23 protein-coding genes and 1 riboswitch are annotated in these 24,135 nt (G+C 38.5%); of the genes, 4 read left to right on the top strand and 19 right to left on the bottom strand.

The window, feature by feature from the left end; genetic code table 11:
- The first annotated feature begins 80 nt into the window (after positions 1-80).
- Positions 81-1,247: a tyrosine-type recombinase/integrase gene (locus CBI42_RS00315; RefSeq protein WP_094752974.1), complete on the top strand. Its 1,167-nt coding sequence runs from the start codon at positions 81-83 to the stop codon at positions 1,245-1,247.
- A gap of 156 nt (positions 1,248-1,403) precedes the next feature.
- Here the strand turns inward: CBI42_RS00315 and CBI42_RS00310 are convergent, their stop codons facing one another.
- From CBI42_RS00310 to CBI42_RS00240, 15 genes are all read right to left on the bottom strand, one after another.
- Positions 1,404-2,132: an ABC transporter ATP-binding protein gene (locus CBI42_RS00310; RefSeq protein ID WP_000136220.1), complete on the bottom strand. Its 729-nt coding sequence runs from the start codon at positions 2,130-2,132 to the stop codon at positions 1,404-1,406.
- Positions 2,132-3,139 (bottom strand): ABC transporter substrate-binding protein, encoded by a 1,008-nt coding sequence (locus tag CBI42_RS00305; RefSeq protein WP_094752973.1) that lies wholly within the window; start codon positions 3,137-3,139, stop codon positions 2,132-2,134. Before CBI42_RS00305 ends, CBI42_RS00310 begins: the two co-directional genes overlap by 1 nt.
- 37 nt (positions 3,140-3,176) lie before the next feature.
- On the bottom strand, positions 3,177-3,935 hold the full coding sequence (locus tag CBI42_RS00300) for an ABC transporter permease (protein WP_179211336.1): 759 nt from the start codon (positions 3,933-3,935) through the stop codon (positions 3,177-3,179).
- Complete coding sequence (locus tag CBI42_RS00295) at positions 3,898-4,188, bottom strand: thiamine-binding protein (RefSeq protein WP_061589694.1); 291 nt, start codon at positions 4,186-4,188, stop codon at positions 3,898-3,900. Before CBI42_RS00295 ends, CBI42_RS00300 begins: the two co-directional genes overlap by 38 nt.
- A gap of 68 nt (positions 4,189-4,256) precedes the next feature.
- A riboswitch (TPP riboswitch) is annotated at positions 4,257-4,359 on the bottom strand.
- 101 nt (positions 4,360-4,460) lie between these two features.
- On the bottom strand, positions 4,461-7,094 hold the full coding sequence (gene polA / locus CBI42_RS00290) for a DNA polymerase I (RefSeq protein WP_094753018.1): 2,634 nt from the start codon (positions 7,092-7,094) through the stop codon (positions 4,461-4,463).
- 118 nt (positions 7,095-7,212) lie between these two features.
- Positions 7,213-7,644, bottom strand: a complete 432-nt coding sequence (locus CBI42_RS13185; RefSeq protein ID WP_373433756.1) for an SIALI-17 repeat-containing surface protein — start codon at positions 7,642-7,644, stop codon at positions 7,213-7,215.
- A gap of 65 nt (positions 7,645-7,709) precedes the next feature.
- The gene (locus CBI42_RS00280; RefSeq protein WP_094752971.1) at positions 7,710-8,315 is read right to left on the bottom strand and encodes a hypothetical protein; all 606 of its coding nucleotides are present in this window, start codon (positions 8,313-8,315) and stop codon (positions 7,710-7,712) included.
- A 474-nt stretch (positions 8,316-8,789) separates the two neighbouring features.
- Positions 8,790-9,938, bottom strand: a complete 1,149-nt coding sequence (locus tag CBI42_RS00275; RefSeq protein WP_094752970.1) for an SH3 domain-containing protein — start codon at positions 9,936-9,938, stop codon at positions 8,790-8,792.
- An 88-nt stretch (positions 9,939-10,026) separates the two neighbouring features.
- Positions 10,027-10,293: a Veg family protein gene (locus CBI42_RS00270; protein ID WP_001278169.1), complete on the bottom strand. Its 267-nt coding sequence runs from the start codon at positions 10,291-10,293 to the stop codon at positions 10,027-10,029.
- Between the two features lies 1 nt (position 10,294).
- Positions 10,295-11,647 carry a replicative DNA helicase gene (dnaB, locus tag CBI42_RS00265; protein ID WP_049491134.1) on the bottom strand — a complete coding sequence of 451 codons (1,353 nt, stop codon included), beginning with the start codon at positions 11,645-11,647 and terminating at the stop codon, positions 10,295-10,297.
- A 43-nt stretch (positions 11,648-11,690) separates the two neighbouring features.
- Positions 11,691-12,143, bottom strand: coding sequence for a 50S ribosomal protein L9 (gene rplI, locus CBI42_RS00260; protein ID WP_000864213.1), 453 nt, complete (start codon positions 12,141-12,143; stop codon positions 11,691-11,693).
- Positions 12,140-14,113: a DHH family phosphoesterase gene (locus CBI42_RS00255; RefSeq protein ID WP_094752969.1), complete on the bottom strand. Its 1,974-nt coding sequence runs from the start codon at positions 14,111-14,113 to the stop codon at positions 12,140-12,142. Before CBI42_RS00255 ends, rplI begins: the two co-directional genes overlap by 4 nt.
- Positions 14,114-14,248: 135 nt before the next feature.
- Positions 14,249-14,797, bottom strand: a complete 549-nt coding sequence (hpf, locus tag CBI42_RS00250) for a ribosome hibernation-promoting factor, HPF/YfiA family (RefSeq protein ID WP_004255322.1) — start codon at positions 14,795-14,797, stop codon at positions 14,249-14,251.
- 79 nt (positions 14,798-14,876) lie between these two features.
- Positions 14,877-15,539: a ComF family protein gene (locus CBI42_RS00245; RefSeq protein WP_049491130.1), complete on the bottom strand. Its 663-nt coding sequence runs from the start codon at positions 15,537-15,539 to the stop codon at positions 14,877-14,879.
- Complete coding sequence (locus tag CBI42_RS00240) at positions 15,536-16,834, bottom strand: DEAD/DEAH box helicase (protein ID WP_049491128.1); 1,299 nt, start codon at positions 16,832-16,834, stop codon at positions 15,536-15,538. The genes CBI42_RS00245 and CBI42_RS00240 overlap by 4 nt, the downstream gene beginning before the upstream one ends.
- A gap of 56 nt (positions 16,835-16,890) precedes the next feature.
- On the opposite strand from CBI42_RS00240, the gene CBI42_RS00235 reads away from it, so the two are divergent.
- The 3 genes from CBI42_RS00235 (at position 16,891) to cysK (ending at position 19,007) form a co-directional block, all read left to right on the top strand.
- Positions 16,891-17,526 carry a YigZ family protein gene (locus CBI42_RS00235; RefSeq protein ID WP_049491126.1) on the top strand — a complete coding sequence of 212 codons (636 nt, stop codon included), beginning with the start codon at positions 16,891-16,893 and terminating at the stop codon, positions 17,524-17,526.
- Positions 17,527-17,540: 14 nt separating this feature from the next.
- Positions 17,541-17,984, top strand: a complete 444-nt coding sequence (locus tag CBI42_RS00230; protein WP_000863906.1) for a PH domain-containing protein — start codon at positions 17,541-17,543, stop codon at positions 17,982-17,984.
- Between the two features lie 96 nt (positions 17,985-18,080).
- On the top strand, positions 18,081-19,007 hold the full coding sequence (gene cysK, locus CBI42_RS00225) for a cysteine synthase A (protein ID WP_049491124.1): 927 nt from the start codon (positions 18,081-18,083) through the stop codon (positions 19,005-19,007).
- A 125-nt stretch (positions 19,008-19,132) separates the two neighbouring features.
- Here the strand turns inward: cysK and tsf are convergent, their stop codons facing one another.
- From tsf to pcsB, 4 genes are all read right to left on the bottom strand, one after another.
- Positions 19,133-20,173: a translation elongation factor Ts gene (tsf, locus tag CBI42_RS00220; protein ID WP_049491122.1), complete on the bottom strand. Its 1,041-nt coding sequence runs from the start codon at positions 20,171-20,173 to the stop codon at positions 19,133-19,135.
- A 77-nt stretch (positions 20,174-20,250) separates the two neighbouring features.
- On the bottom strand, positions 20,251-21,030 hold the full coding sequence (rpsB, locus tag CBI42_RS00215) for a 30S ribosomal protein S2 (protein WP_000268469.1): 780 nt from the start codon (positions 21,028-21,030) through the stop codon (positions 20,251-20,253).
- Positions 21,031-21,386: 356 nt separating this feature from the next.
- Positions 21,387-22,598, bottom strand: coding sequence for an aminoacyltransferase (locus CBI42_RS00210; protein WP_049491227.1), 1,212 nt, complete (start codon positions 22,596-22,598; stop codon positions 21,387-21,389).
- Positions 22,599-22,804: 206 nt separating this feature from the next.
- Positions 22,805-24,043, bottom strand: a complete 1,239-nt coding sequence (gene pcsB, locus CBI42_RS00205; RefSeq protein ID WP_004269801.1) for a peptidoglycan hydrolase PcsB — start codon at positions 24,041-24,043, stop codon at positions 22,805-22,807.
- Positions 24,044-24,135 lie beyond the last annotated feature (92 nt).

Below are 24,135 nucleotides of genomic sequence, written 5' to 3'. Positions count from 1 at the left end.
GGCATTCTCGTAGCTCCTCGCATGGTATAAACTCAAAACCTTTTCTAATTGCTTGCCTGCTGATGGAAAAGGAGTAAACCATGAAGATTACACAACACACGAAAAAAGACGGATCAGCAGTCTACCGCTCTAGTATCTATCTTGGCATTGATTCTGTGACTGGTAAGAAGATCAAGACTACCATATCAGCACGAACAAAGAAAGAACTCAAAAACAAAGTCACCCAGGCTAAGGTAGAATTTGAGAAAAACGGCTCTACACGGAAACAACGCTCGCATATAACAACCTATAGCGAACTTGTGGACTTATTTTGGCAAACCTACCAGCATACCATAAAAACTAACACGCAGATAAAGATAAAAGGCTGCTTAAATAATTACCTCTTGCCCTCATTTAGTACTTACAAACTAGATAAACTTACTCCTGTTATTATCCAAACTCAGGTAAATAAGTGGGCGGATGAGTACAATCAGGACGGAACGGGGTATAAAGAATACAATCACCTTCACGCCTTAAATAAACGTATTCTACAGTATGGAGTTTCTATCCAGGCATTGGATAATAACCCTGCTCGTGATGTTGTCATTCCTAGAAAGATAACAAGAGATAAGCAAGAAATTAAATACTTTCAAGATCAGGAACTTAAAAACTTCCTCTCCTATCTCGATAACCTGGAGAATACCTTTATCAATTTCTATGATACTGTGCTTTATAAAACGCTCCTAGCTACTGGACTGCGCATCCGTGAATGTCTGGCCCTAGAATGGTCTGATATTGACCTGCAGAACGGAACAATCGATATTAACAAAACACTCAACATTTTAAACCAGGTAAACACTCCTAAGACAAAATCAAGCTATAGAGTTCTAGATATCGATCATAAAACAGTACTCATGCTTCGTCTCTACCGAGCAAGACAAGCAGAAAACGGTAGAAACATTGGCTTAACCTATGAGAAAGTATTCTCTGATAACTTTGACAACTATGTCAATACTCGAAAGGTTGATTATCGCCTACATAAGCACTTAAAAAACGCTAACTGTACTGATTTAGGCTTTCATGCTTTCCGACACACTCACGCTAGTATCTTGCTTAATGCTGGCCTGCCATACAAGGAAATACAGACACGGCTTGGCCATGCAAAAATATCTGTAACTATGGATACTTACAGCCATTTATCAAAAGAAAACCAAAAAAGAGCAGTCTCATTCTTTGAAACTGCCCTCGAAAAAATAAAAAGTTCTTAAAAAAGTCCACAAAATTAAAAAAGCGATACATAAAACCCTTATGTATCAACGATTATAGAATGATTTCGGTATAATTGACTATTATACCGAAATTTTCTCATTTTTAAAAGAAAAAGGGCGCTGGTAAAGGATAATCTTCACCAACTCCCTCTTTTTCTACTTATCTAAGCCTAATTCTGCCAAGATTTGACGTTTGTAGGCAATCTTTTGTACTTCCTTGTCCTCATCTTCAGACCAATCTAGTTTAATTTCTGAAACAATCTGCCCAGGGCGATTTTTCAAGATATAGATGCGGTCGCTGAGACTGAGGGCCTCCTCGATACTATGCGTGATGATCAAGGTTGTTAGCTGCAACTGCTTGTGAATCTCAAGATACCAAGCGTGCAGTTCCATCTTGGTCATCTCATCCAAGGCGCTAAAGGCTTCATCTAGGAGAAAGAGCTTGTGACCGAAAAGATAGGTACGAAGCAAGGCTACACGCTGGCGCATCCCACCACTGAGTTCATGAGGATACTTGTCTCGTACAGCTGTCAACTGGAAGGTCGCAAGAATTTCATCTGCGCGAGCAATAGCTTCTGCCTTATCCACCTTTTGAATCAAGAGGGGCAGAATGATATTACCAAGCACCGTCTTGTGTTCCAAGAGCAGATCCTTTTGTAACATATAACTCACGCGCCCCTTGGGATTTTCTTCACCATCAAGGACAATTCTCCCTGACTGAACTTCTAAAATCCCCGCAATTAAGTTGAAAAGCGTAGTCTTACCAACACCACTTGGACCTAGGATAGAAACAACTTCTCCTGAAGTCACCTGTAGGTTGATATCCTCTAAAATCCTCTCCTGACCATAGGCATAACTGACGTGTTCTAGTCTAATTTCTGTCATTATTTCACAAATTCGTTGGTGAATCCTTTGTCTGTCAAGTCTTCTTTAAGGATACCATTTTCTTTATCCCATTTGTAGAAGGCATTCCAGCGAGCTACATCAAATTGACCCCATTTTTCCTTGTCGCTTGCATATTCTTTTGACAAGTATTTTTGAGATTCGATGACAAAGTCACGTTTTTCCTGAAGTTCAGGTGCATTCTTGATGAGGATATCAGCTGCTTCTTCTGGATGCTCCATAGCATATTGGTAACCTTTTTTGATAGCTTGGATAACTTTGCGTGCTTCTTCTTTGTTGTCTTTGAGGTAGTCGTTGTTTGCGATGATAACTGGTGAGTAGTAATCAAATTCCTTGACGTAGTCTTTCAAATACATGAAGTTAGCCTCTACGCCTTGAGATTTTGCAAGGATACCATCCCATCCATAGTAGATCCAAGCAGTGTCAAATACTCCATTGGCAATCGGTGTGATAGAGTTTGAATCGTTGTTTGGTACTTTTTCGACTTTATCAAAGTCCCCACCTTGAGATTCTACCAAGGTTTTCAACATAGCAAGTTCAGTTGGATCATTCCAAGTTCCGTATTTCTTACCAACCAAGTCCTTTGGACTGCTTACATTATCAGATTTACGAGAGATAATTCCTGATGTATTGTGTTCTACGATAGCTGCAACGGCAGTGATTCCTGCCCCTTTTTCCAATTTCTTCGCCATGTAATCTTGGAAATAGACTGCAAATGGTGCCTTACCATTGATAACCAAGTCAGAAGAACTTTCTTCTGGCGGCAATTTCAAATCAACATCCACACCAGCTTCTTTGAAATAACCTTTTTCCTTAGCAACATAAAGCCCTGTGTGGTTGGTATTTGGAGTCCAGTCTAGGATAAAGTCGATCTTCTTGAGTTCTGCTTCTTTGTTGTCCTTAGAAGCAGTTCCTTGACCACAGGCCACAAGCACAACAGCTACAAGAGCTGTTAAAACAGTTAAAAACACTTTCCATGTTTTCTTCATTTTGATTTCCTCTTTTCTTTTTTGAAACATCCTTATTCTACGAACGTTTCCATTTAATAACATATTTTTCACTAATATCGACCAACTTCATACCCAAAAGGCTGATAATCGATACCAGAATAATAATAGCAAACATGGTATCATACTGAAACAGTTTCTTGGACTGAATCATGTAGACACCTAGTCCTTCAAAGCCTCCCAACCACTCAGATACTACTGTTGTGATAAAAGCGTAAGAGACACTGACTCTTAGACCTGCATAAAAGTAGGGCAAGCTGACTGGGATTTTAAAATGCCACAGGATTTGCCAAGGTTTGGCCCGCATCAGACTAAACAAGGTCAGCATATCCTTGTCACAATGCCTAAAACCGTCCAAAATGCTAACGATGATAGGAAAAGTAGTCGTCAAGATAATCAAGACAATCTTGGGTAAAATCCCATAACCGAGCCACAAGACCAGGATAGGAGCTATGGCAATGGTCGGAATGGTCTGAACAACCACCATCATAGGGTAAATCAGATCGTTAAGCCAAGTCAAACTATCCATAAGCACAGCCATGAGACAGGCAATCAAAACTCCCAGAACCAACCCCAGCAAAGCCACTCTCAAGGTCGCCCAGCTATGGTGCCAGAGAAATTCTCTATCACGAACAAAGGCCTGGAGAATTTCAAGAGGTGTCGGCAGGATAAACTTGGGGAGAAGTTTAAGCAAACCTGCTAGCTGCCAGATTGACAAGACTCCTAGAAAGCCCAATAGACTAATGTGTCGTCTCAGTATACTTTTCAAGCTTCTCATCAATACTTAAAATCTCTCCTACATTTATTTTGACGTTGGCAAAGACATTGTCTGCCTCCTGCCCTGCCACTGCTAGCGCTTCTTTGAGAATGCGCATGAGCTCATCAAACTCTCCTTCCAAGACCGTTTCAAATGGTGTCACCACCATGGTCACTTCTTGAGCTTGCAGATAAGCAATGACCTGATCGATAACAGCTATCCGATCAATCCCCTGTGATAGGGGTAAAACTTGCAAGGCAATGCTTGCTTTCATAACAACCTCCTCTTCTCATTTTCCTTTGACAAAAAGAAAAACCTTTACCATATATGGAAAAGGTGCAGAATAGATTAAGTAACGTTCCCTACGCTGGCATTACCCAGATCAGGTGCGGTCGAAGTTTAACACTTCCTCTCAGACTGTACACAGACTCCCATATATTATATGGACATATGATAGCGCAAAACAAAAAAAATGTCAAGGAAACTGCTTACAGAAAAACATGAAAAAGAGTTTGAAAACAAATGCTTCAAACTCTACATAACTTTTTATTTAGCCTCGTACCAGGTTACCCCTTCATTCTCATCTGCGATGAGGGGAACACTGAGTTGAATAGCTTCTTCCATGGTTTGTTTGACCAATTTTTTCATCTCTGCCAGCTCAGATTTAGGAACTTCAAGGACGATTTCATCGTGCACTTGTAACAGCATCTTAGTCTGATAAGCACCTGCAACCAAGGCTTTATCCAGCTGAATCATGGCAATCTTGAGAATATCTGCCGCCGATCCTTGGATAGGAGAGTTGATAGCTGTCCGCTCTGCAAAACCGCGAATGTTGAAGTTGCGCGAATTGATATCTGGCAACTCACGGCGACGCTTAAAGAGGGTCTCTACATAGCCCTTATCACGCGCCTCACGCACCACTTCATCCATGTAGTTTTTAATACCTGGGAAGCGTTCAAAGTAGGTATCAATGTAGGCTTTGGCCTCCTTACGACTAATTCCCAAATTATTAGACAAACCAAAGTCTGAAATCCCGTAAACCACTCCAAAGTTGACTGCCTTGGCATTTCGACGGTCGTTTGCAGTCACATCCTCAGGACGCTCAATGCCAAAGACCCTCATGGCTGTCGAAGTATGGATATCTGCCCCCTCTTGGAAAGCCTTAATCAAGTGCTCATCCTTAGAAATATGTGCCAAAACGCGTAATTCAATCTGTGAATAGTCCGAGCTGAGAAGGACACTATCCTCCCACTCAGGCACAAAAGCCTTCCGAATGAGACGGCCCTGCTCCAAACGCACAGGAATATTTTGCAAGTTTGGATCCACACTAGACAGACGACCTGTTTGGGTCAAATCCTGCACATAGCGAGTATGAATCTTGCCATCAGCCAAAATCCAGTCCTGCAAACCAATTACATAAGTGGATTGAATCTTAGCAATCTGACGGTAGTCAAGAATTTTCTTAACAATCGGAGCAATAGGAGCCAGGCGCTCCAAGACATCCACCGCAGTCGAGTATCCAGTTTTGGTTTTCTTAGTGTATTCTAGAGGTAGCCCCAATTTTTCAAAGAGAAGTACGCCCAGCTGCTTAGGCGAGTTAATATTAAACTCCTCACCAGCCAGTTCATAAATCTCCTGAGTCAGTTTTTCAATGACAATCTCATTTTCAGCCTGCATCTCAAGCAAGGTCTCTTTCTTGACCGTAATCCCAGCAATTTCCATCTTGGCAAGGACAAAAGCCAGAGGTTGCTCTATATCATAAAGAAGCTCTAATTGCCCATTTCCACTGAGTTTTTCAAGTAAAACAGGCTCAGTCTCAACCAAAACAGCAAGCTTACGCGCCAAATGTTCCAAGAATTTCTTACGTTCAGGAATGGCCTTTTTAACACCTTTACCGTAGAAGGTCTCATCATCAACCAAGTAAGTCTGACCATACAGTCTAGCAATGGTTGAAATTTCATTGTCTTCTACAGTTGATAATAAGTATTTAGCCAAGCGGCTATCAAAGGAAGGAGCCTGCAAATCCACACCAAAACGACGCAAGAGAACCTTGGATTTTTTAAAATCATAAATTTTCAAAGATGTTTTTTCTAAGAAATCCTTGAAAATAGGTTCCTGAAAAAGCTCAAGCTTGTCTGTAGCATAGAGCTTTTCCCCACAAGACCAGGCAAAACCAACCAAATCATCCGTATGGTAATTCTCACCAAAAAGCTCAAAATGGAAGATAGACTCTTCACTCAGCATGTCTTGACTGATTTGGTCAACAATAGTAAAGTCCAAACTCTCAGCCACTTCAGCTGACGATGCATTTAAAGTCTGCTTGAGCTGTTTGAAGCCCATCTCATCGTAGAATTTCCCAAGGTTTTCAACATCTGGACCGCTATAGACCAACTCCTCCAAACCAATCTCAATCGGTGCCTTGGTATCAATGGTCGCTAGTGTTTTAGACAAAAAGGCCTGTTCCTTATCATTGATAAGATTTTCCTTCATCTTAGAAGCCTTCATCCCATCAATATTTTCATAAATCCCCTCAAGCGAACCATGCTCCAGCAAGAGCTTGATACCCGTCTTTTCACCGATTTTGGTCACTCCAGGGATATTATCCGACTTATCACCCATGAGCGCCTTGAGATCGATAAACTGAGCCGGTGTAATGCCCATCTTTTCCATAAGATATTCTGGCGTAAAGGCCTCAAACTCAGCCACACCTTTCTTGGAAATCTCAACCACCGTATGCTCATCCGTCAGCTGAATCAAGTCCTTGTCCCCACTGACAATGGTAATATCAAAACCATCTTGCTCAGCTAATTTATCTAGTGTCCCAATAATGTCATCCGCCTCATACTGAGCCAATTCATAGTGACGAATCCCCATATGATCCAACAACTCACGAATGAAAGGAAATTGCTCACGAAACTCATCAGGAGTCTTAGCCCGACCACCCTTATAGTCCGCATACATCTCTGTACGGAAGGTCGTCTTTCCTGCATCAAAAGCCACCAAAATATGACTTGGCTCAACCCGCTCCAACAAATGGCTCAACATCAACTGAAAGCCATAAATCGCATTGGTATGCAAACCAGCCGCATTCTTAAAACGGTCCAACTGCTGATAGAGCGCAAAAAACGCCCGAAAAGCAACAGAAGACCCATCAATCAATAATAATTTTTTCTTATCCATACACCCATTATAAAGGAAAGCACCAAAAAATACCATTGGGAAGAGTTCCCTGAGAGAAACTAAGATAATAGTAAAAAGAGAAGGAAGTTACTCCCTCTCTTTCAAACTACGAAATGAATTAGTTTTTACGTTTCACAAATGGAAGGGCACCAAGGAACAATCCAAGGAATCCTAATGATGCAACTGCAACATTATCTTTACCACCAGTATTTGGAAGTTCTTTTTTATCTTCTGTTTTTACTGCTGGCGCTTGATAAGTATTATCCTTGTTAGTACCTGCTGTTGTAAGAGTATATTGTGGAACTTCGTTAATTGCTGCTTCTACACTATTAACGCCTCCTGTATATTCTGGAGCATCGGCTACAGTAGGAGGTGTTGTATCATTTACCCCACCATTGAAATCAGATTCATTATCTCCAGAAGGAGAATCACTAGGATTCACACCACCATTAAATTCTGGAACGTTAGGAGCAGTTGGTACTTCATCTGCTTCCTTAGCAGGTTCAGTAGGTGTTGCATCATCACTTACTCCACCACTGAAGTCTTTCAGTTCTTCATCCTTAGGAACTTCTTTTAATTTTTCGATGTAACCTAAAGTTGCGTTGTCATCGTCAGTTAGTATATCGATTGCTTACGATCTTGTAATGATTCATTAACTTCGTCAAATTTAGCTAAAGCTTCATCAACAGAAGCTTTAGCAGAAGCGACAGAACCTTCTAGTTTAGTTACAGCATCTTGTAATTTATCGATAACATCTTGATCAGCTTTATTCGTTTTAGCTGTTTCAAGAGCAACTTTAGCTTTTTCTAAGGTTTCTTTTTGTTTATCTAAGGCAGCATTTTTCTCTTCTACTACCTTAGCTTTTTCACCAGTATCAGCTAAATCATCAGCTATATCTGTAAGTTTTTTAACGATTGATTTAGAAGCTTCTTTTTTAGCAGCTTCATCAATTTTTTTAGCTTCTTCAGCATCTAATTTTTTAGTTTTATCAACTTTTTCAGGAGCTTTGTTTCTAGTGTTATGGTCGTTTTCTAATTCTTTTAGAACATCTTTAGCAGATAAATCACCTTTTTCAACGTAATCTAGAATAGCTTCTTTACCAATTTCAGCTTTCTTTTCAGCATCGGCTTTTAATTCCTCAGCATCATCCGTCAAGTTTTCAATTGTTTCAGTTAAATCTTCTTTAGCTTTTCCGACTTCAGTTTTTGGAGTTTTAACCACAGGTCAGGTGTGACTCCAGTTTCTACGGATGTGCTAGTAGCTGTAGGTGCATCAACTTTTACAACCGACGGTTGAGACACAGCAAAAACCGCACCTAAAACCGTAACACTAGCTAAGCTAGTCAAGATCATTTTTTTATCCATTTTTAAAACGCCCCTTTGTGGAATTATATTTCTCTCTATTACAACTTTTAATATAGATTAACAAAAACAATATATTAAACCATTCAAAAAATATATTTATATCGACTAGAAAAGAATAATGTCAATATAAACATATTTTTAACTTTCTAATATTACTACGGAAACCTAGATAAGCAATAAATTCTTTATTAAAGAATTTATCTCATGAAAATAGTTCGGATCAAACAAGCTACAATAAAAAAATATATAAGAACGCTTCAAGTAAATATTTAAAATAGTGCTAATTACTTTTGAATATAGTTAAAAATGATAATGAATCAAGTTTTTTAGTTTATTTTTCTTTAATCCACTCACCATTATGATTTACAGTATAACCGTCTACTATTGTATTAACAGCTAGCTCACCTGAAGAGTAAGAATAATACCACTTACCAGAGACTTGATACCAGCCCGTTTTCATTGCCCCTGAATCATCTAGATAATACCAAAATCCTTTCTCCTGTAACCAGCCTGTCTGCATTTCACCAGATGACTTCAAATAATACCAGGTAGAACCATCTTTCAGCCATCCCGTCGCCTTAGATCCATCTGATTTGAAATAATACCAACTACCATTTATTTTCTTCCAACCCACAGTCAATCCATTATTTAAACCATGATTAGATTTATTTACTGATTGATTTTGTGACGAAGTAACTCCCTCCAACTGAATATAACGTCGACTCCCGCTATAAGAAATATAACTCAACCACTTGTAACCATCCTTTTCTATCACCTGATCATAATGAACACTCTCACCTGGAGAATAATATGCAAGTGGAGTTGCATTCAATAATGGTTGATCTTTAATAGGAGTCTCCACCTTAAAATAATGAGTTCCTCTCATCAAAGATGACGATTGACTGGTCACAACATGATTCCTTGTCGAATCTTTTGAACTGCTTGGGACTTCTTTAGAATTGCTTGATAAATCTTTAAAATGAATAAAACCGGTCATCTTGTTTGCTTTTACAATTCGTTTATTATAATTACCTTTATAATCATAGTTATATTCCTCAATTTCTATATTATCTCCCATCACATTTGAAACCCAAGCAACATGGCCATAACCTCCTGCAGTAGACCAAGCAATAGATCCGATAGCTGGTGTATTATCTACACGATAACCTTCACGACGAGCACGATAACCCCATTCACCAGCATTACCATAAGCTCCTGGAAGCTCAAAACCATTTACTCCACTCAAGCGAAAAGCAGCAAATGAAGTACACTGACGAGAATACATCCTCCACTTATCAATACTCTGACTCCCATTTTTATAATAAGCAGGATAATCATCTCCACGAGCATAAGAACTGTTTGCATGAACACTTTCTCCAGCCGACAACATCAGCCCTACTACTAAAAAAGGAACAACCTTTTTAACTGACTTTCTAATAGAAAGCCTTGTCTCTGCTACTTTAAATGGTGAAATTTTCATTCTTCCTCCTTGAAAAATAATATAAATCGAAGATTACCTTCACTTAAACTATTCGGAGAAAAAAGAAAAAGTGAGAAAATTTCTCACTTTAGTCAAGATAATGAATCAAATTCTTTTCTGTAAGGATATCTGAGTAAGTAAAGGATTCAACGTAAACATTAGCTTGTTTATCTCCTTCAACGTTCCCAAATTCAACGATAAATAGGGACGGATAAACCTCAATTAGCTTACCCAATCTATTTTTTTGGCGCTTACGACCATTCTCCAAAGTCATTTCTACGACTTGTCCCTCATGTGCCTTGATTTCTTCTTTGATTTTTTTCATCTTGGCTACATCTGTAAATGCATCTGACATCTTATGCCTCCCTCTTTGAGATACTTGAAAATTTATTGTATTCTTTTTGGAAAATTAATTCCACCGTTCCACGAGCTCCACTACGGTTTTTCTCGATAATAACTTCTACCTTATTATTCGGTATGCCTTCCTCTTCTTCTCCACCACGCTCATAGTAATCGTCGCGATAAAGAAAGGCTACGATATCAGCGTCCTGCTCAATAGACCCAGATTCACGAATATCAGACAAGACCGGTCTCTTATCCTGACGTTGTTCTACACCACGAGAAAGCTGACTTAGAGCGATTACTGGAACCTTCAGTTCCTTAGCTAAAATTTTCAACTGACGTGAAATTTCTGAAACCTCTTGTTGACGATTTTCTCTACCAGTTCCCGTGATAAGCTGCAAATAGTCTATCAAAATCAAACCAAGATTTCCAGTTTCTTGAGCCAGTTTACGAGAACGAGAACGAATCTCTGTAATCCGAATCCCTGGCGTATCATCGATATAGATACTTGCATTAGCTAGATTCCCTTGAGCAATGGTATATTTTTGCCACTCCTCATCAGTCAATTGACCCGTACGAATAGAATGCGATTCCACCAAACCTTCTGCCGCCAACATACGGTCCACTAGACTTTCCGCACCCATTTCGAGTGAAAAAATAGCAACTGTTTTGTCCAACTTAGTCCCAATATTCTGAGCAATATTCAAGGCAAAGGCTGTCTTACCAACCGCCGGACGGGCTGCTAGGATAATCAACTCCTCCTCATGAAGTCCAGTCGTCATATGATCCAAGTCACGATAGCCTGTCGCAATACCTGTAATATCGGTCGTTTGTTGCGAGCGAGCTTCCAGATTTCCAAAGTTGATATTCAACACATCTCGAATGTTCTTAAATCCACTTCGATTAGCGTTTTCACTGACATCAATCAGGCCTTTTTCTGTCTGAGCAATGATTTCATCAGCTGGTTGCGAAGCCTCGTAAGCTTGATTGACAGACTCTGTCAACTTGGAGATTAATCGACGTAGCATGGCCTTCTCTGCAACAATCTTAGCATAATACTCCGCATTAGCAGAAGTTGGCACAGAATTGACAATCTCAACCAGGTAAGACAGGCCACCAATATTCTGCAAATCACCTTGATTATCAAGAATGGTACGAACCGTTGTTGCATCTATAGCATCGCCACGATCGGATAAATCGACCATAGCTTGGAAAATCAAACGATGGGCATACTTAAAAAAGTCCCGAGATTCAATATATTCTCGCACAAAAACAAGCTTACTCTCGTCAATAAAGATAGCCCCTAAAACGGATTGCTCAGCTAAGATATCTTGAGGTTGTACTCGTAACTCTTCTACTTCTGCCATCAGACTTCCCTTCCTTTTACAATCTTGTCAAGAAAGTGTAAATTTACCCTTCTTTCACACGAAGATTGATTACACTTGTAATATCTTGATAGATTTTCACTGGTACATCAATCAAACCAACTGCTCGAATCGGAGCTTGTACTTGGATATGACGTTTATCAATCTTAATTCCAAATTGCTTTTGCAATTCTTCTGCAATTTTCTTATTGGTAATGGAACCAAAGGTACGACCATCTGGACCAACTTTTTCAACAAATTCTACAATAGTTTCCTCTGCTTCTAGTTGGGCTTTAATTGCTTTTGCTTCTGCAATCATCTCAGCGTGAGCTTTCTCTTCTGATTTTTGTTTACCACGAAGTTCACCTACAGCTTGAGCAGTTGCTTCTTTTGCTAAATTCTTTTTGATAAGAAAGTTTTGTGCATACCCTGTTGGTACTTCCTTAATTTCGCCTTTTTTACCTTTTCCTTTAACATCTGCTAAAAAGATTACTTTCATTCTTCTTTCTCCTTTTCCTTTATTTCATTTAATACAATTTCTGTCAGTTTTTCACCTGCTTCTGACAAGGTTGAATCCTTAATTTGAGCTGCTGCCAAATTAAAGTGGCCTCCACCTCCCAGCTCTTCCATAATCCGTTGTACATTCAGCTTACTACGACTGCGAGCTGAGATAGAGATAAATCCTTGTGTATTCTTCGCAAGAACAAAACTCGCTTCAATACCTGACATAGCTAACATGGCATCTGCTGCCTTACTAATAACAACTGTATCATAACATTTCGAGTCCTTAGCCTCTGCTATTAGTACATCTGAACCTAATTTACGCCCCTGTAAAATCAGTTCATTGACCTCACGATATTCTTCAAAATCTGTCGCAGCAATTTCTTGGATAGCAATACTATCACTTCCTCTCGTTCTGAGATAGCTAGCAACATCAAATGTCCGACTAGTCACTCGTGAGGTGAAATTTTTAGTATCCAACATCATACCAGCCATTAAAACACTTGCTTGCATACGACTCAAACGATTTTTCTTAGAATTCTGGAACTGAATCAATTCCGTTACCAACTCACTGGCACTACTTGCACCACTTTCGATATAAGTAATAACCGCATTATCTGGAAAATCCTGATCCCGTCTGTGGTGGTCGATGACGATGGTTTGGGTAAATAAATCATAAAAATCTTTTGATAAAGTTAAAGCTGTCTTTGAATGGTCTACAAGAATCAACAAAGAACGATTGGTCACCATCCCCATTGCGTCCTTAACAGACAACAACTTTGTAACTCCTTCTTTTTCTAAGAATGAAACAGCTCGTTCAATATCCGGCGACATTTGTTCTTCGTCATAAATAGCATAACTATTTTCAGTCACATTGCTGGCAAACAAGTGCATACCTACAGCAGAGCCAAGAGCATCCATATCTAGATTTTTGTGACCAACTACAAAAACCTGATCCACACTACGAATCTTATCTGAAATAGCCGTCATCATAGCACGCGTACGAGTCCGTGTACGTTTGATTGAGGCAGCAGACCCACCACCAAAATAAACTGGATTTTTCGTTTCGTCGTTTTCCTTAACAACCACTTGGTCGCCACCACGCACTTCAGCCAAGTTCAAGTTGAGCAATGCAACTTTCCCTATCTCATCATGATTTCCATCACCATAAGAAAATCCCATACTTAAGGTCAAAGGCAACTGTCTCTGTTTCGACTCTTCTCTGAAAGAATCAATAACAGAAAATTTATCGTTCATCAAGCCCTCAAGCACCGTGTAGTCCGTAAATAGATAAAAGCGGTCCATACTCACTCGACGAGAGAACATGGCATGCTTCCCAGCAAATTCTGAAACAAAATTGGCTACAAAACTATTGATATGACTGATATCAGACTCCGATGTTTCATCTTCTAAGTCATCATAGTTGTCAACGGAGACAATCCCAATCACAGGTCGACTTGTCACTAACTCAACAGTCGCTTCGTATTCTCCAGACACATCAAAGAAATAAAGAACTCCAGATACCTTGTCCATATGAACCGAATAACGGATTTCACCTAAGGTAGCATAAGAACCTGGATTCCCCACAGACGCCTTTATAATTGTTTGAATTAATGCAACATCAATCTCTCCCACTTCATTAGTCAAAATCAATTCAGCGTAAGGATTGAACCATTCAACTTCACCTGACGATAAGTCTAGTTTAATAACTCCGACAGGCATCTGTTCTAACAAAGTTGTCAAACTATCTTCAGCTTGGTGGTTTACATACTGGATTTGTTCTACTTCACTCTTTGAGTAGTAGTCTCTCTGATGGATGAATAGTAAAATATATGAACCCAAAATAAGTAGCAAAAGAAATAGCGTTACCAGTGTATTCGTTACAAAAACAAGTTGCACAGATAGCACTCCGAACGCCACTATTCCTAATATTAAGGGGAAAATAGGACTTACATAAAATTTTTTCATTCCAAACCTCTTGGCACCCATTATACCATAATAACCACCAAAAAGCGACTTTTTAAAAGTGTAATCAGTAATTCTATCAATTATAAGAAAAAGGAGGTTTACAATTTAGTAAACCTTCCTTTACACATATTGAAATTAAGATTCTTTAACTTCTAACAAGCCAATCTCGCCATCTTCACGACGATAAATCACATTGGTTGTCTGATCTTCAACATCCACATAGATAAAGAAATCATGTCCCAACAAATCCATCTGTAGAATAGCTTCTTCCAAATCCATTGGTTTTAAATCAATTTGTTTTGAACGAACAACTCTTGATTGGACAACATTTGTATCTTCCACCAAAGCATCTGTAAATAATTGACTAGTTGCTACCTTATTTTTATTTTTACGCTCGATTTTTGTTTTATTTTTACGAATCTGACGTTCAATTTTATCGGTTACAAGGTCAATTGAACCATACATATCTTGAGACACATCTTCTGCACGAAGAGTAATTGAGCCAAGCGGAATCGTCACCTCCACTTTAGCCGTTTTTTCACGATACACCTTCAAGTTAACTCGAGCATCCAACTCTTGTTCAGCTTGAAAATACTTTTCGATCTTTTCGAGTTTAGAAACTACATAATCACGAATTGCTTCTGTTACTTCTAGGTTTTCACCACGGATACTATATTTAATCATATGAGTACCTTCTTTCTAAACGTTTTTGTTTTTCTGATTTCATTATAACGCTTTCATTTTGTTTTTGCAAATTTTTTCCTCATCTTACAAGGGAAAATGTTTTTACATCCTCAGCACCAGCTTCTTCCAACAGTTTCTTCATACGATTTATAGTTGTTCCAGTAGTATAGATATCATCTATAAGTAGGATTTTTTTAGGAATAGTGACTCCACTTTTGACAAAGAAGGGAAGTTCTGTTGCCAAGCGTTCTGAACGATTTTTGGAAGAACTAGCTCGCTCTTCTCTCTTCTCTAGTAAGTCTTGAAAAGAGAACCCTGCTGCTTCAACTAAACCTTCAACCTGGTTAAATCCCCTCTCGAGCAATCTTTCCGGACTTAGGGGAATTACAACAAATTGATACTCTTTGTACTTTTTTAACTCCTCACTTAAAACTGAAGCAAAGACTTTTCTTAAAAGGAAGTCTCCATCAAACTTATACCGACTGAAAAAATCCTTCATAGCTTGATTGTAAATAAAAATCGCTCTATGACTGACTTCAACTCCTTCTTTACACCAAAATTGACAATCTTGACACTTTGTTGACAATCCTGTTTTCATACAGTTTGGACAGTTCTCTTCTCCAATCCTATCAAAAGTAGAATCACAATCTAAACAAAGACAGGAGGCATCATTCTTCAGAAGTAAAAGACTACTGAAAGTTAAAACAGTCTTCATAGTCTGCCCACATAATAAACACTTCATAGACCCGCCTCCTTATTCATCTGTTGAATTTCCTTAATTGCCTTTTTGATTGAAGCATTTAACCCGTCATGGAAGAAAAGCAAATCTCCTGTCGGTCTATCCATGCTTCGTCCAACTCGTCCACCAATCTGAATCAAACTAGATTTGGTAAACAGACGATGGTTGGCTTCTACTACAAAAACATCCACACAAGGGAAGGTAACTCCACGCTCCAAGATTGTCGTACTGATAAGTATTGTCAGTTCTCCATCTCGAAAAGCTTGCACCTGCTCTAATCGATCTTCCGTAACTGAAGACACAAAACCAATTTTCTCATGCGAAAATTCCTTCTGTAAGACTTCTTTTAATTGCTCCCCTTTCTTAATTTCTGAAGCAAAAATGAGTAACGGATAACCTGTCTTTCTCTGTTTCTCAATATAAAACTTTAACTTTGGTGATAAACGATTCTTATCCAAATAGCGATTAAAATCGGATAACCAGACAGGTTTAGGAATAATCAAAGGATTTCCATGAAACCGTCTAGGCAAACTCAATCGTTTTAATTCTCCGATGCGAACCTTCCTATCTAACTCATCGGTAGAAGTTGCTGTTAAAAAGATTCTCAAGCCATTCTCCTTTACACTATTCTTGACAGCATGGTAAAGCGTAGGGTTGTCAACATAAGGAAAAGCATCTACTTCATCCACTATTAGCAAATCAAAAGCATGATAAAATTTTAACAGCTGATGAGTCGTTGCAACAACTAGTGGTGTTCGAAAATACGGCTCTGATTCTCCATGTAGGAGGGCTATCTCGCAAGAAAAATCCTTTTGCAGGCGCTTGTACAGCTCCAAACAAACATCTATGCGAGGACTAGCCAAGCATACTGCACCACCTTCATCAATCACTTTGGCCACAACTTGGTAAATCATTTCTGTCTTTCCAGCTCCTGTTACAGCGTGAACCAAGGTTGGTTCCTGCTTATCTACCGCTTGAATCAATCCCTTTGACACCTTCTCTTGAAAAGGAGTTAATTGACCACGCCATTTAAGAACATCTTGCTTCGGAAAATCCTCCTGTGGGAAATAATATAAAGCTTGATCACTCCTAATTCGCTTCATAATTAAGCACTCCCGACAATAGTAAGCACCGATGGGCAAATACCATTCATCTAAAATAGCACTATCACAACGTTGACAGAAAAGTTTCCCTTTCTCCTTTCTCATTGCTGGAAGTTTCTCCGCCAACTGACGTTCCTCTTCTGTTAATTCATTCTCCGTAAACAACCGACCGAGATAGTTTGGATTTACTTTCATACTTCTTTATTCGTAAAAACCTAGCGCTTTAGATGATTTTTTAGTACAATTAAATCATGGAATTTAGAACAATTAAAGAGGACGGACAAGTCCTAGAAGAAATCAAAAAATCCCGCTTTATCTGTCATGCCAAGCGTGTTTATAGCGAAGAAGAGGCTCGTGACTTCATTACTGCCATCAAAAAAGAACACTACAAAGCTACGCATAACTGCTCTGCCTTCATTATTGGGGAACATAGTGAAATCAAACGGACAAGTGATGATGGTGAACCCAGTGGTACTGCTGGCGTTCCCATGCTTGGGGTACTAGAAAATCACAATCTTACTAATGTCTGTGTAGTAGTGACACGCTACTTTGGAGGCATTAAGCTAGGCGCTGGAGGATTGATTCGTGCTTACGCCGGCAGTGTTGCCTTAGCTGTCAAAGAAATTGGCATCATTGAAATAAAGGAACAAGCTGGCATTGCTATTCAAATGTCTTACGCTCAGTACCAAGAGTACAGTAACTTCCTTAAGGAACATGATCTCATGGAACTTGAGACAAACTTTACAGATCAAGTCGATACAATGATTTATGTTGATAAAGAAGAAAAAGAAAATATTAAAGCTGCACTTGTAGAGTTTTTTAATGGAAAAGTAACTTTAACTGATCAAGGTTTACGAGAAGTTGAAGTTCCTGTAAACTTAGTGTAAACAAAGGAGAAAATATGGCATTTGGTAAATTCATTCAAGGACTCGCTGGTAACTTTAGCGAGCAAAACAAAGAAACTCTTATCAAAGAATATGGACAATATCTACTAGAAAATGAAGAAATTCAAAGTGGATATAAACTGATTCGTGACTCAATTATATTTACAAATATACGTATTATCTTTACAGATAAACAAGGTGCTACCGGTCGTAAGATGTCTATTAAATCAATCTTTTTGATGAACATTGTTAACGTTGAAATGGAAACTGCTGGAGCAGGTATAGATGATAGTGAAATTACTATTACTTATTTAGAAAATGTCTTTCTAAAAGCACATAATGAGCATTTTAATGCTCATAAATTTGAATTCCCTAAGAAAACGGATATCATTCCACTTTACACCTATTTATTAGAATTAGCTTATCACAATCGCTTGAAAATTAACGGCTTAGACCTTTGATATAAAAAAATCCTATCACTTCGATAGGATTTCTATATTTTACAAATGGTATAGATAGCGTTATACTAGAAATATCTTATACAAAGAGGTATTCATATGTCTATTTATAACAACATTACTGAATTAATCGGTCAAACTCCGATTGTTAAACTCAACAACATCGTGCCAGAAGGGGCTGCTGACGTCTATGTAAAGCTTGAAGCATTCAACCCTGGTTCTTCTGTAAAAGATCGTATTGCTCTTAGCATGATTGAAAAAGCTGAACAAGACGGTATTCTGAAACCAGGTTCTACAATTGTTGAAGCAACAAGTGGAAACACTGGTATTGGACTTTCATGGGTAGGTGCTGCTAAAGGGTATAAAGTCGTCATCGTTATGCCTGAAACTATGAGTGTAGAACGACGTAAGATTATCCAAGCTTATGGTGCTGAACTCGTCCTAACTCCTGGTAGTGAGGGAATGAAAGGCGCTATTGCTAAAGCTCAAGAAATCGCTGCTGAACGTGATGGTTTCCTTCCTCTTCAATTTGACAATCCAGCTAATCCAGAAGTACACGAAAGAACAACAGGAGCTGAAATACTAGCTACTTTCGGTAAAGATGGACTAGATGCCTTTGTTGCTGGAGTAGGTACTGGTGGAACGATTTCTGGTGTTTCTCATGCACTCAAGTCAGCAAATTCAAACATTCAAGTTTATGCAGTGGAAGCTGATGAATCTGCTATTCTATCTGGTGAAAAACCTGGTCCTCACAAAATTCAAGGTATATCAGCTGGATTTATTCCTGATACACTGGATACAAAGGCTTATGATGGTATCGTTCGTGTAACGTCAGACGATGCTCTAGCACTCGGCCGTGAAATTGGTGGAAAAGAAGGTTTCCTTGTAGGGATTTCTTCAGCTGCAGCTATCTACGGAGCAATTGAAGTTGCCAAGAAATTAGGTACAGGTAAGAAAGTCCTTGCTCTAGCACCAGATAACGGTGAACGTTATCTCTCTACAGCACTCTATGAATTTGAAGTGTAGTCTCCTAAATACACTTGGCCCTTATTATAGGGCTTTTTATTTATACCTTAAAAGTAGGAACATCTCCCTATAAAGATTGACTGCATAGAAAAAAGGAAGCAATTTAGCTTCCTTCCTTTTTATTATTAGTTATTCAAGGCTGCTGCCATTGTAGCTGCAACTTCAGCTTCGAAGTCGTTTGCAGCTTTTTCGATACCTTCACCAACTTCAAAGCGAGCGAACTCAACTACTGAAGCGTTAACTGATTCAAGATATGCTTCAACTGTCTTGCTGTCATCCATGATGTATACTTGTGCAAGAAGTGTGTAAGCTTGGTCAACTTTAGTGTTGTCAAGCATGAAGCGGTCCATCTTACCTGGGATGATTTTGTCCCAGATTTTTTCTGGTTTGCCTTCTTCAGCCAACTCAGCTTTGATATCAGCTTCAGCTTGAGCAATCACTTCATCAGTCAATTGAGCTTTTGATCCATACTTCAAGTGTGGAAGAGCTGGTTTGTTAACCATTGCACGACTTTCGTTGTCTTGGTCGATAACGTGGTTCAATTGTGCCAACTCATCTTTAACGAATTGCTCATCCAATTCTTTATAAGAAAGAACTGTTGGTTTCATCGCTGCGATGTGCATTGACAATTGTTTAGCAAGTGCTTCGTCTCCACCTTCAACAACTGAAATAACACCGATACGTCCACCATTATGTTGGTAAGCACCAAAGTGTTGTGCATCTGTTTTTTCAATCAATGCAAAGCGACGGAATGAGATTTTTTCTCCGATAGTTGCTGTTGCAGATACGTATGCAGCTTCAAGAGTTTCACCTGAAGGCATTGTCAAAGCAAGTGCTTCTTCATTATTAGCAGGCTTTCCTTCAGCAATAACTTTAGCTGTAGTATTTACCAATTCAACGAATTGAGCGTTTTTCGCAACGAAATCAGTTTCAGCGTTTACTTCAATAACTGCTGCAACATTACCGTTAACATAAACACCAGTCAAACCTTCTGCAGCAACACGGTCAGCTTTCTTAGCTGCCTTAGCCATACCTTTTTCACGAAGCAATTCAATCGCTTTTTCGATGTCACCGTCTGTTTCTACAAGCGCTTTTTTAGCGTCCATAACACCGGCACCAGATTTTTCACGCAACTCTTTTACAAGTTTAGCTGTAATTTCTGCCATTTTGATTCTCCTATATTTTTTAAAAATAGGAGAGCCGGGCTAAGCCCCGCCCTCCTAGGTAATACTATTTATATAAATTAAGCGTTGTCGCCTTCTACAACTTCAACGATTTCTTCGATTGAATCTGCTTGAGCTTCTGAAGCTACAAACTCTGCTTCAACTGCTACTGCATCTTCACCTTGACGTCCTTCGATGATAGCGTCAGCCAATTTAGCTGTAATCAATTTAACAGCGCGGATAGCATCATCGTTAGCTGGGATGATTACATCGATATCATCTGGATCAGTATTTGTGTCAACCATCGCTACAACTGGAATTCCCAATTTTTTAGCTTCTTTAACAGCGATTTGCTCTTTATGTGGGTCAACTACGTACATCACATCTGGGATACGAGGCATATCTTCGATACCACCCAAGAATTTTTCAAGACGTGCACGTTGTTTGTTAAGAAGTGCAACTTCTTTCTTAGGAAGAACTTCGAAAGTTCCATCTTCTTCCATACGTTTGATTTCTTTCAAACGAGCGATACGTTTTTGGATTGTTCCCCAGTTTGTAAGAGTTCCACCCAACCAACGGTGGTTGATGAAGTATTGACCTGAACGTACTGCTTCTTCAGCAACTGCATCAGCCGCTTGTTTCTTAGTACCAACAAACAATACAACTGCATCGTTAGCTGCTGCATCACGCATGAAATCGTATGCTTGGTCTGCGTATTTTACAGTTTGTTGCAAGTCGATAACGTGGATTCCGTTACGCTCAGTGAAGATGTACTTAGCCATCTTAGGGTTCCAGCGACGAGTTTGGTGACCAAAGTGTACACCAGCCTCAAGAAGTTGTTTCATTGAAATTACTGCCATGAGTATTTCTCCTTTTTGTTTTTTTCCTCTTCTTAACTTCAACTCGCAAAACGACCCAAGGGCAACTGTTTCACAATTCATCAAGAATGAGTATTATCGTTCACACGACAAGTTTCATTTTACCATACTTTTCCAATATTTTCAAGTGATTTTAGTAGATTTTTAAAGTAGATAGTTTCTGCTAACTTCTCAAAGTAACTTCCACTTGGATGGCCAAAGTGGAAATTAGTTTGGGAATTTAGCATTAAATTACTAATAAAAACTCTAAATTTAAAGCATCCCAACATATACTGCTGGGATGCTCTAATAGCTAAATTTTTTAAAATTTAATATAGTGGCAAAATCATTAGTTTATTTTATCTACTTCGAAGTTTCTTACGAATTTTATAAGCTAGATTAAACAAAAAATATAATGAACTAGTTGGATAATTAAACTCACCAGCAAATTCCTCGATAGTAGGATTAAACTTGGATTTAAAGTTAATTAACCCACCCTCTAAATTGTTTTCAATTCCACCCATATTATGAGTCTCAGCCCCTCGTTCAAAAGAATGTTGAGCTGTCTCAAACCATGTAGGAATAGCAGGTTGATAGTGTTTAAATTCTTCATTCATTCCAGCATATAAGTTCTCAGAAGTTTTCCCAAATTCGATAGTTAAAGTACCAGACAATGGGACAATACTATCCCCTCTGTCAATATGGTTCTTAAGAAAAGAAATTTCTTCCTTTAATCGTTTTCTCTCTTGCTGATTCTCTTTTATTTTACCTTCTTTCGTTTTATCTGTAAACTTCTGCGCTGTTTTTAGATTCTTTTCGAATTGTTGCTCAACTTCTTTCAGTCTATTAGGTAGATCTAAATAGCTCAGTGTGATAAAGGAGTGATCAGGATAAGTATCCAGTAACTTCTGATAATAATCTTTGCCTCGTAAACTGATATTCTTGCGAGACTCTGTTTTCTTCATTAAAAATGAAAATTCATCTAATAAATCAAGTCCACCAAATTTTACTTCTAATCCTTTATTTCTTGCAGTTCGGATGGCCTGTCTAGTAGACTTAGAAAGTTGATCCAGTGAGAAATTTTCTTTATGAATATTAGCTTGAAAACGTGGTTGTATATTTTCTGCCATATCCTTTGTTAAGCCTGTCCAATAAACTTTATTTTTTTTCAGTTCTTCGACAATTGCTAAAGCCATAGAATTTTGGACAGTTTCTTGGTCAATAAGACCTCTACTGATAAATAAACTTGGGTCAAATTTAACCATTATTGCATGGCTTTTTTTAGCAAGTTTTTTCAACGTTAAAAGAACAAATTTCAGAAGTTCTTTATCTTCATAGTCAATTACTGGACCTCGTGGAATATAAAACATAGAAAGTCCTAATGGTAGCGGCTGAATTAAGATATTTGCTACTCCAACTAATTGATTATCTTTATAAAAGCCAACTCTCTCGTTCCCCCAAGTATCCTTTATCTTGGACCAATCACTACTCTGCAATAAATTTCCTTGAGGATGATTTTCTAAAAATAAATCCCACTCTTTAGCATCAACATTTATTTTATACCTAAACATAACTTCAACACCGACTCCCTTAGAAACCATTTTTTATTAACATGCTACACTCGTACTAAATCTCTACATTTCATTTTACTTTAATTAAATAATTATAAAAATAGAAAATAAGTTCAAGTAATTATATAATGAAATTAATTTTTCCAGCACTATACAAAGGGTGAGATTAATAAGATCTCACCCTTTGTATAGTAATAATCAGTATATTAGTTTGGATAAATGTATCTTACAGTACCTCTTGATGCTGTCGGATTAAACCATCCACGATAATTTCCGATTGGTTGAGTTCCACTTCCATCATAGTTACACTCAGAAACTTGAATACGAGTTGATGATTCAACTGCTGTAACAACTGCTACGTGACCGTATCCTCCATCATCCCAACATGCAATCGCGCCAACTTGTGGTGTAGAACCTGTACGGAAACCTGCAGCTGCTGCACTTGCAGCCCATTGACCGCCATTACCCCAGTAATCACCAGCCCATGGTGCTAAAGTTTTTACTCCCCATGTACATTGACCTACAGGATAGCTTGATGCATTTGTACTGTATGTCGGATGTTGTTTCACTGGTGCAGGAGTATAGCTTGTTGATTCCGCTGAAGCACTACTTGAAGATGATTCAGACGAACTAGATGACGAAGAAGTAGTTGATACTGCTTGAACTTCTGCTGTAAAAGTTGTATTCCCAGAAGCAACGACTTTTTGTTGTTGACTTGCTTGTTTAGCTTTATAAGCTGCTTCTGCTTCTGCAGCTGCTTTAGCTTCTGCTTCTGCTGCAGCTTTTTTCTCAAGTAAACTTGCTTTTTCATCCTCTGCAGTAGCCTTTTCAGCAGCAAGATTCAATTCTGCAGCTTTCAACTCAGCTTGTTTTGTAGTTAATGATTGAGCATCATCAGCTAGTTTTTGCTGATTTGCAATAACTGTATTAATTGCATCATTATTTGCTACTTGTTTTTCAGAAATAGCTTTTTTATCTGCTTTTTGTTGTTCCAACATTTTGTTGTTTGCAGATACGATTTCACTCATTGCAGCAACACGTGAAATAGCTTCTGTAATTGATTTTGAGTTTACAATTGTATTAATGTAATTTGTTGCAGCTCCATTTGTTTGAGCACTACGAGCTTGTTTTTGTAATGAATCATTGCGAGATACAATATTCTTAGAAAGTTCTGTAATTTCACCCTCAAGCTTTTTAGATTCTTCTTGTAGTCTATCATTTTCAGATTGCAAGTTTGATTGCTCTGTTTGAATAGCAGATACTTGCTCCTGAACTTGATCAACTTGTTTTTGGGCTTCTTGTTGTTGTGCTGTTAAGTTGCTAATTTTATTATCTTGAGCAGCAATTTTGTCATCAGTAGTTTCTGCATGCGCAGTTGTTAAAACAGCTGCTTGAGAAACCATTACTGTACTTAGTAAAAGTGACGCTAAGATTTTTTTCTTCATATTTCGTAGATACTCCTTCTTTTAAAGACATTACTAGTATACCAAAAAAAGGCCTAATGAATATTACGCCTTTGTTACATTTTTATTTCTTT

Source organism: Streptococcus sp. KR, from assembly GCF_002238115.1.
Classification (GTDB): domain Bacteria; phylum Bacillota; class Bacilli; order Lactobacillales; family Streptococcaceae; genus Streptococcus.
The sequence above is the reverse complement of the archived record's forward strand: the minus strand, read 5'-3'. Positions and strand labels throughout refer to the sequence as shown.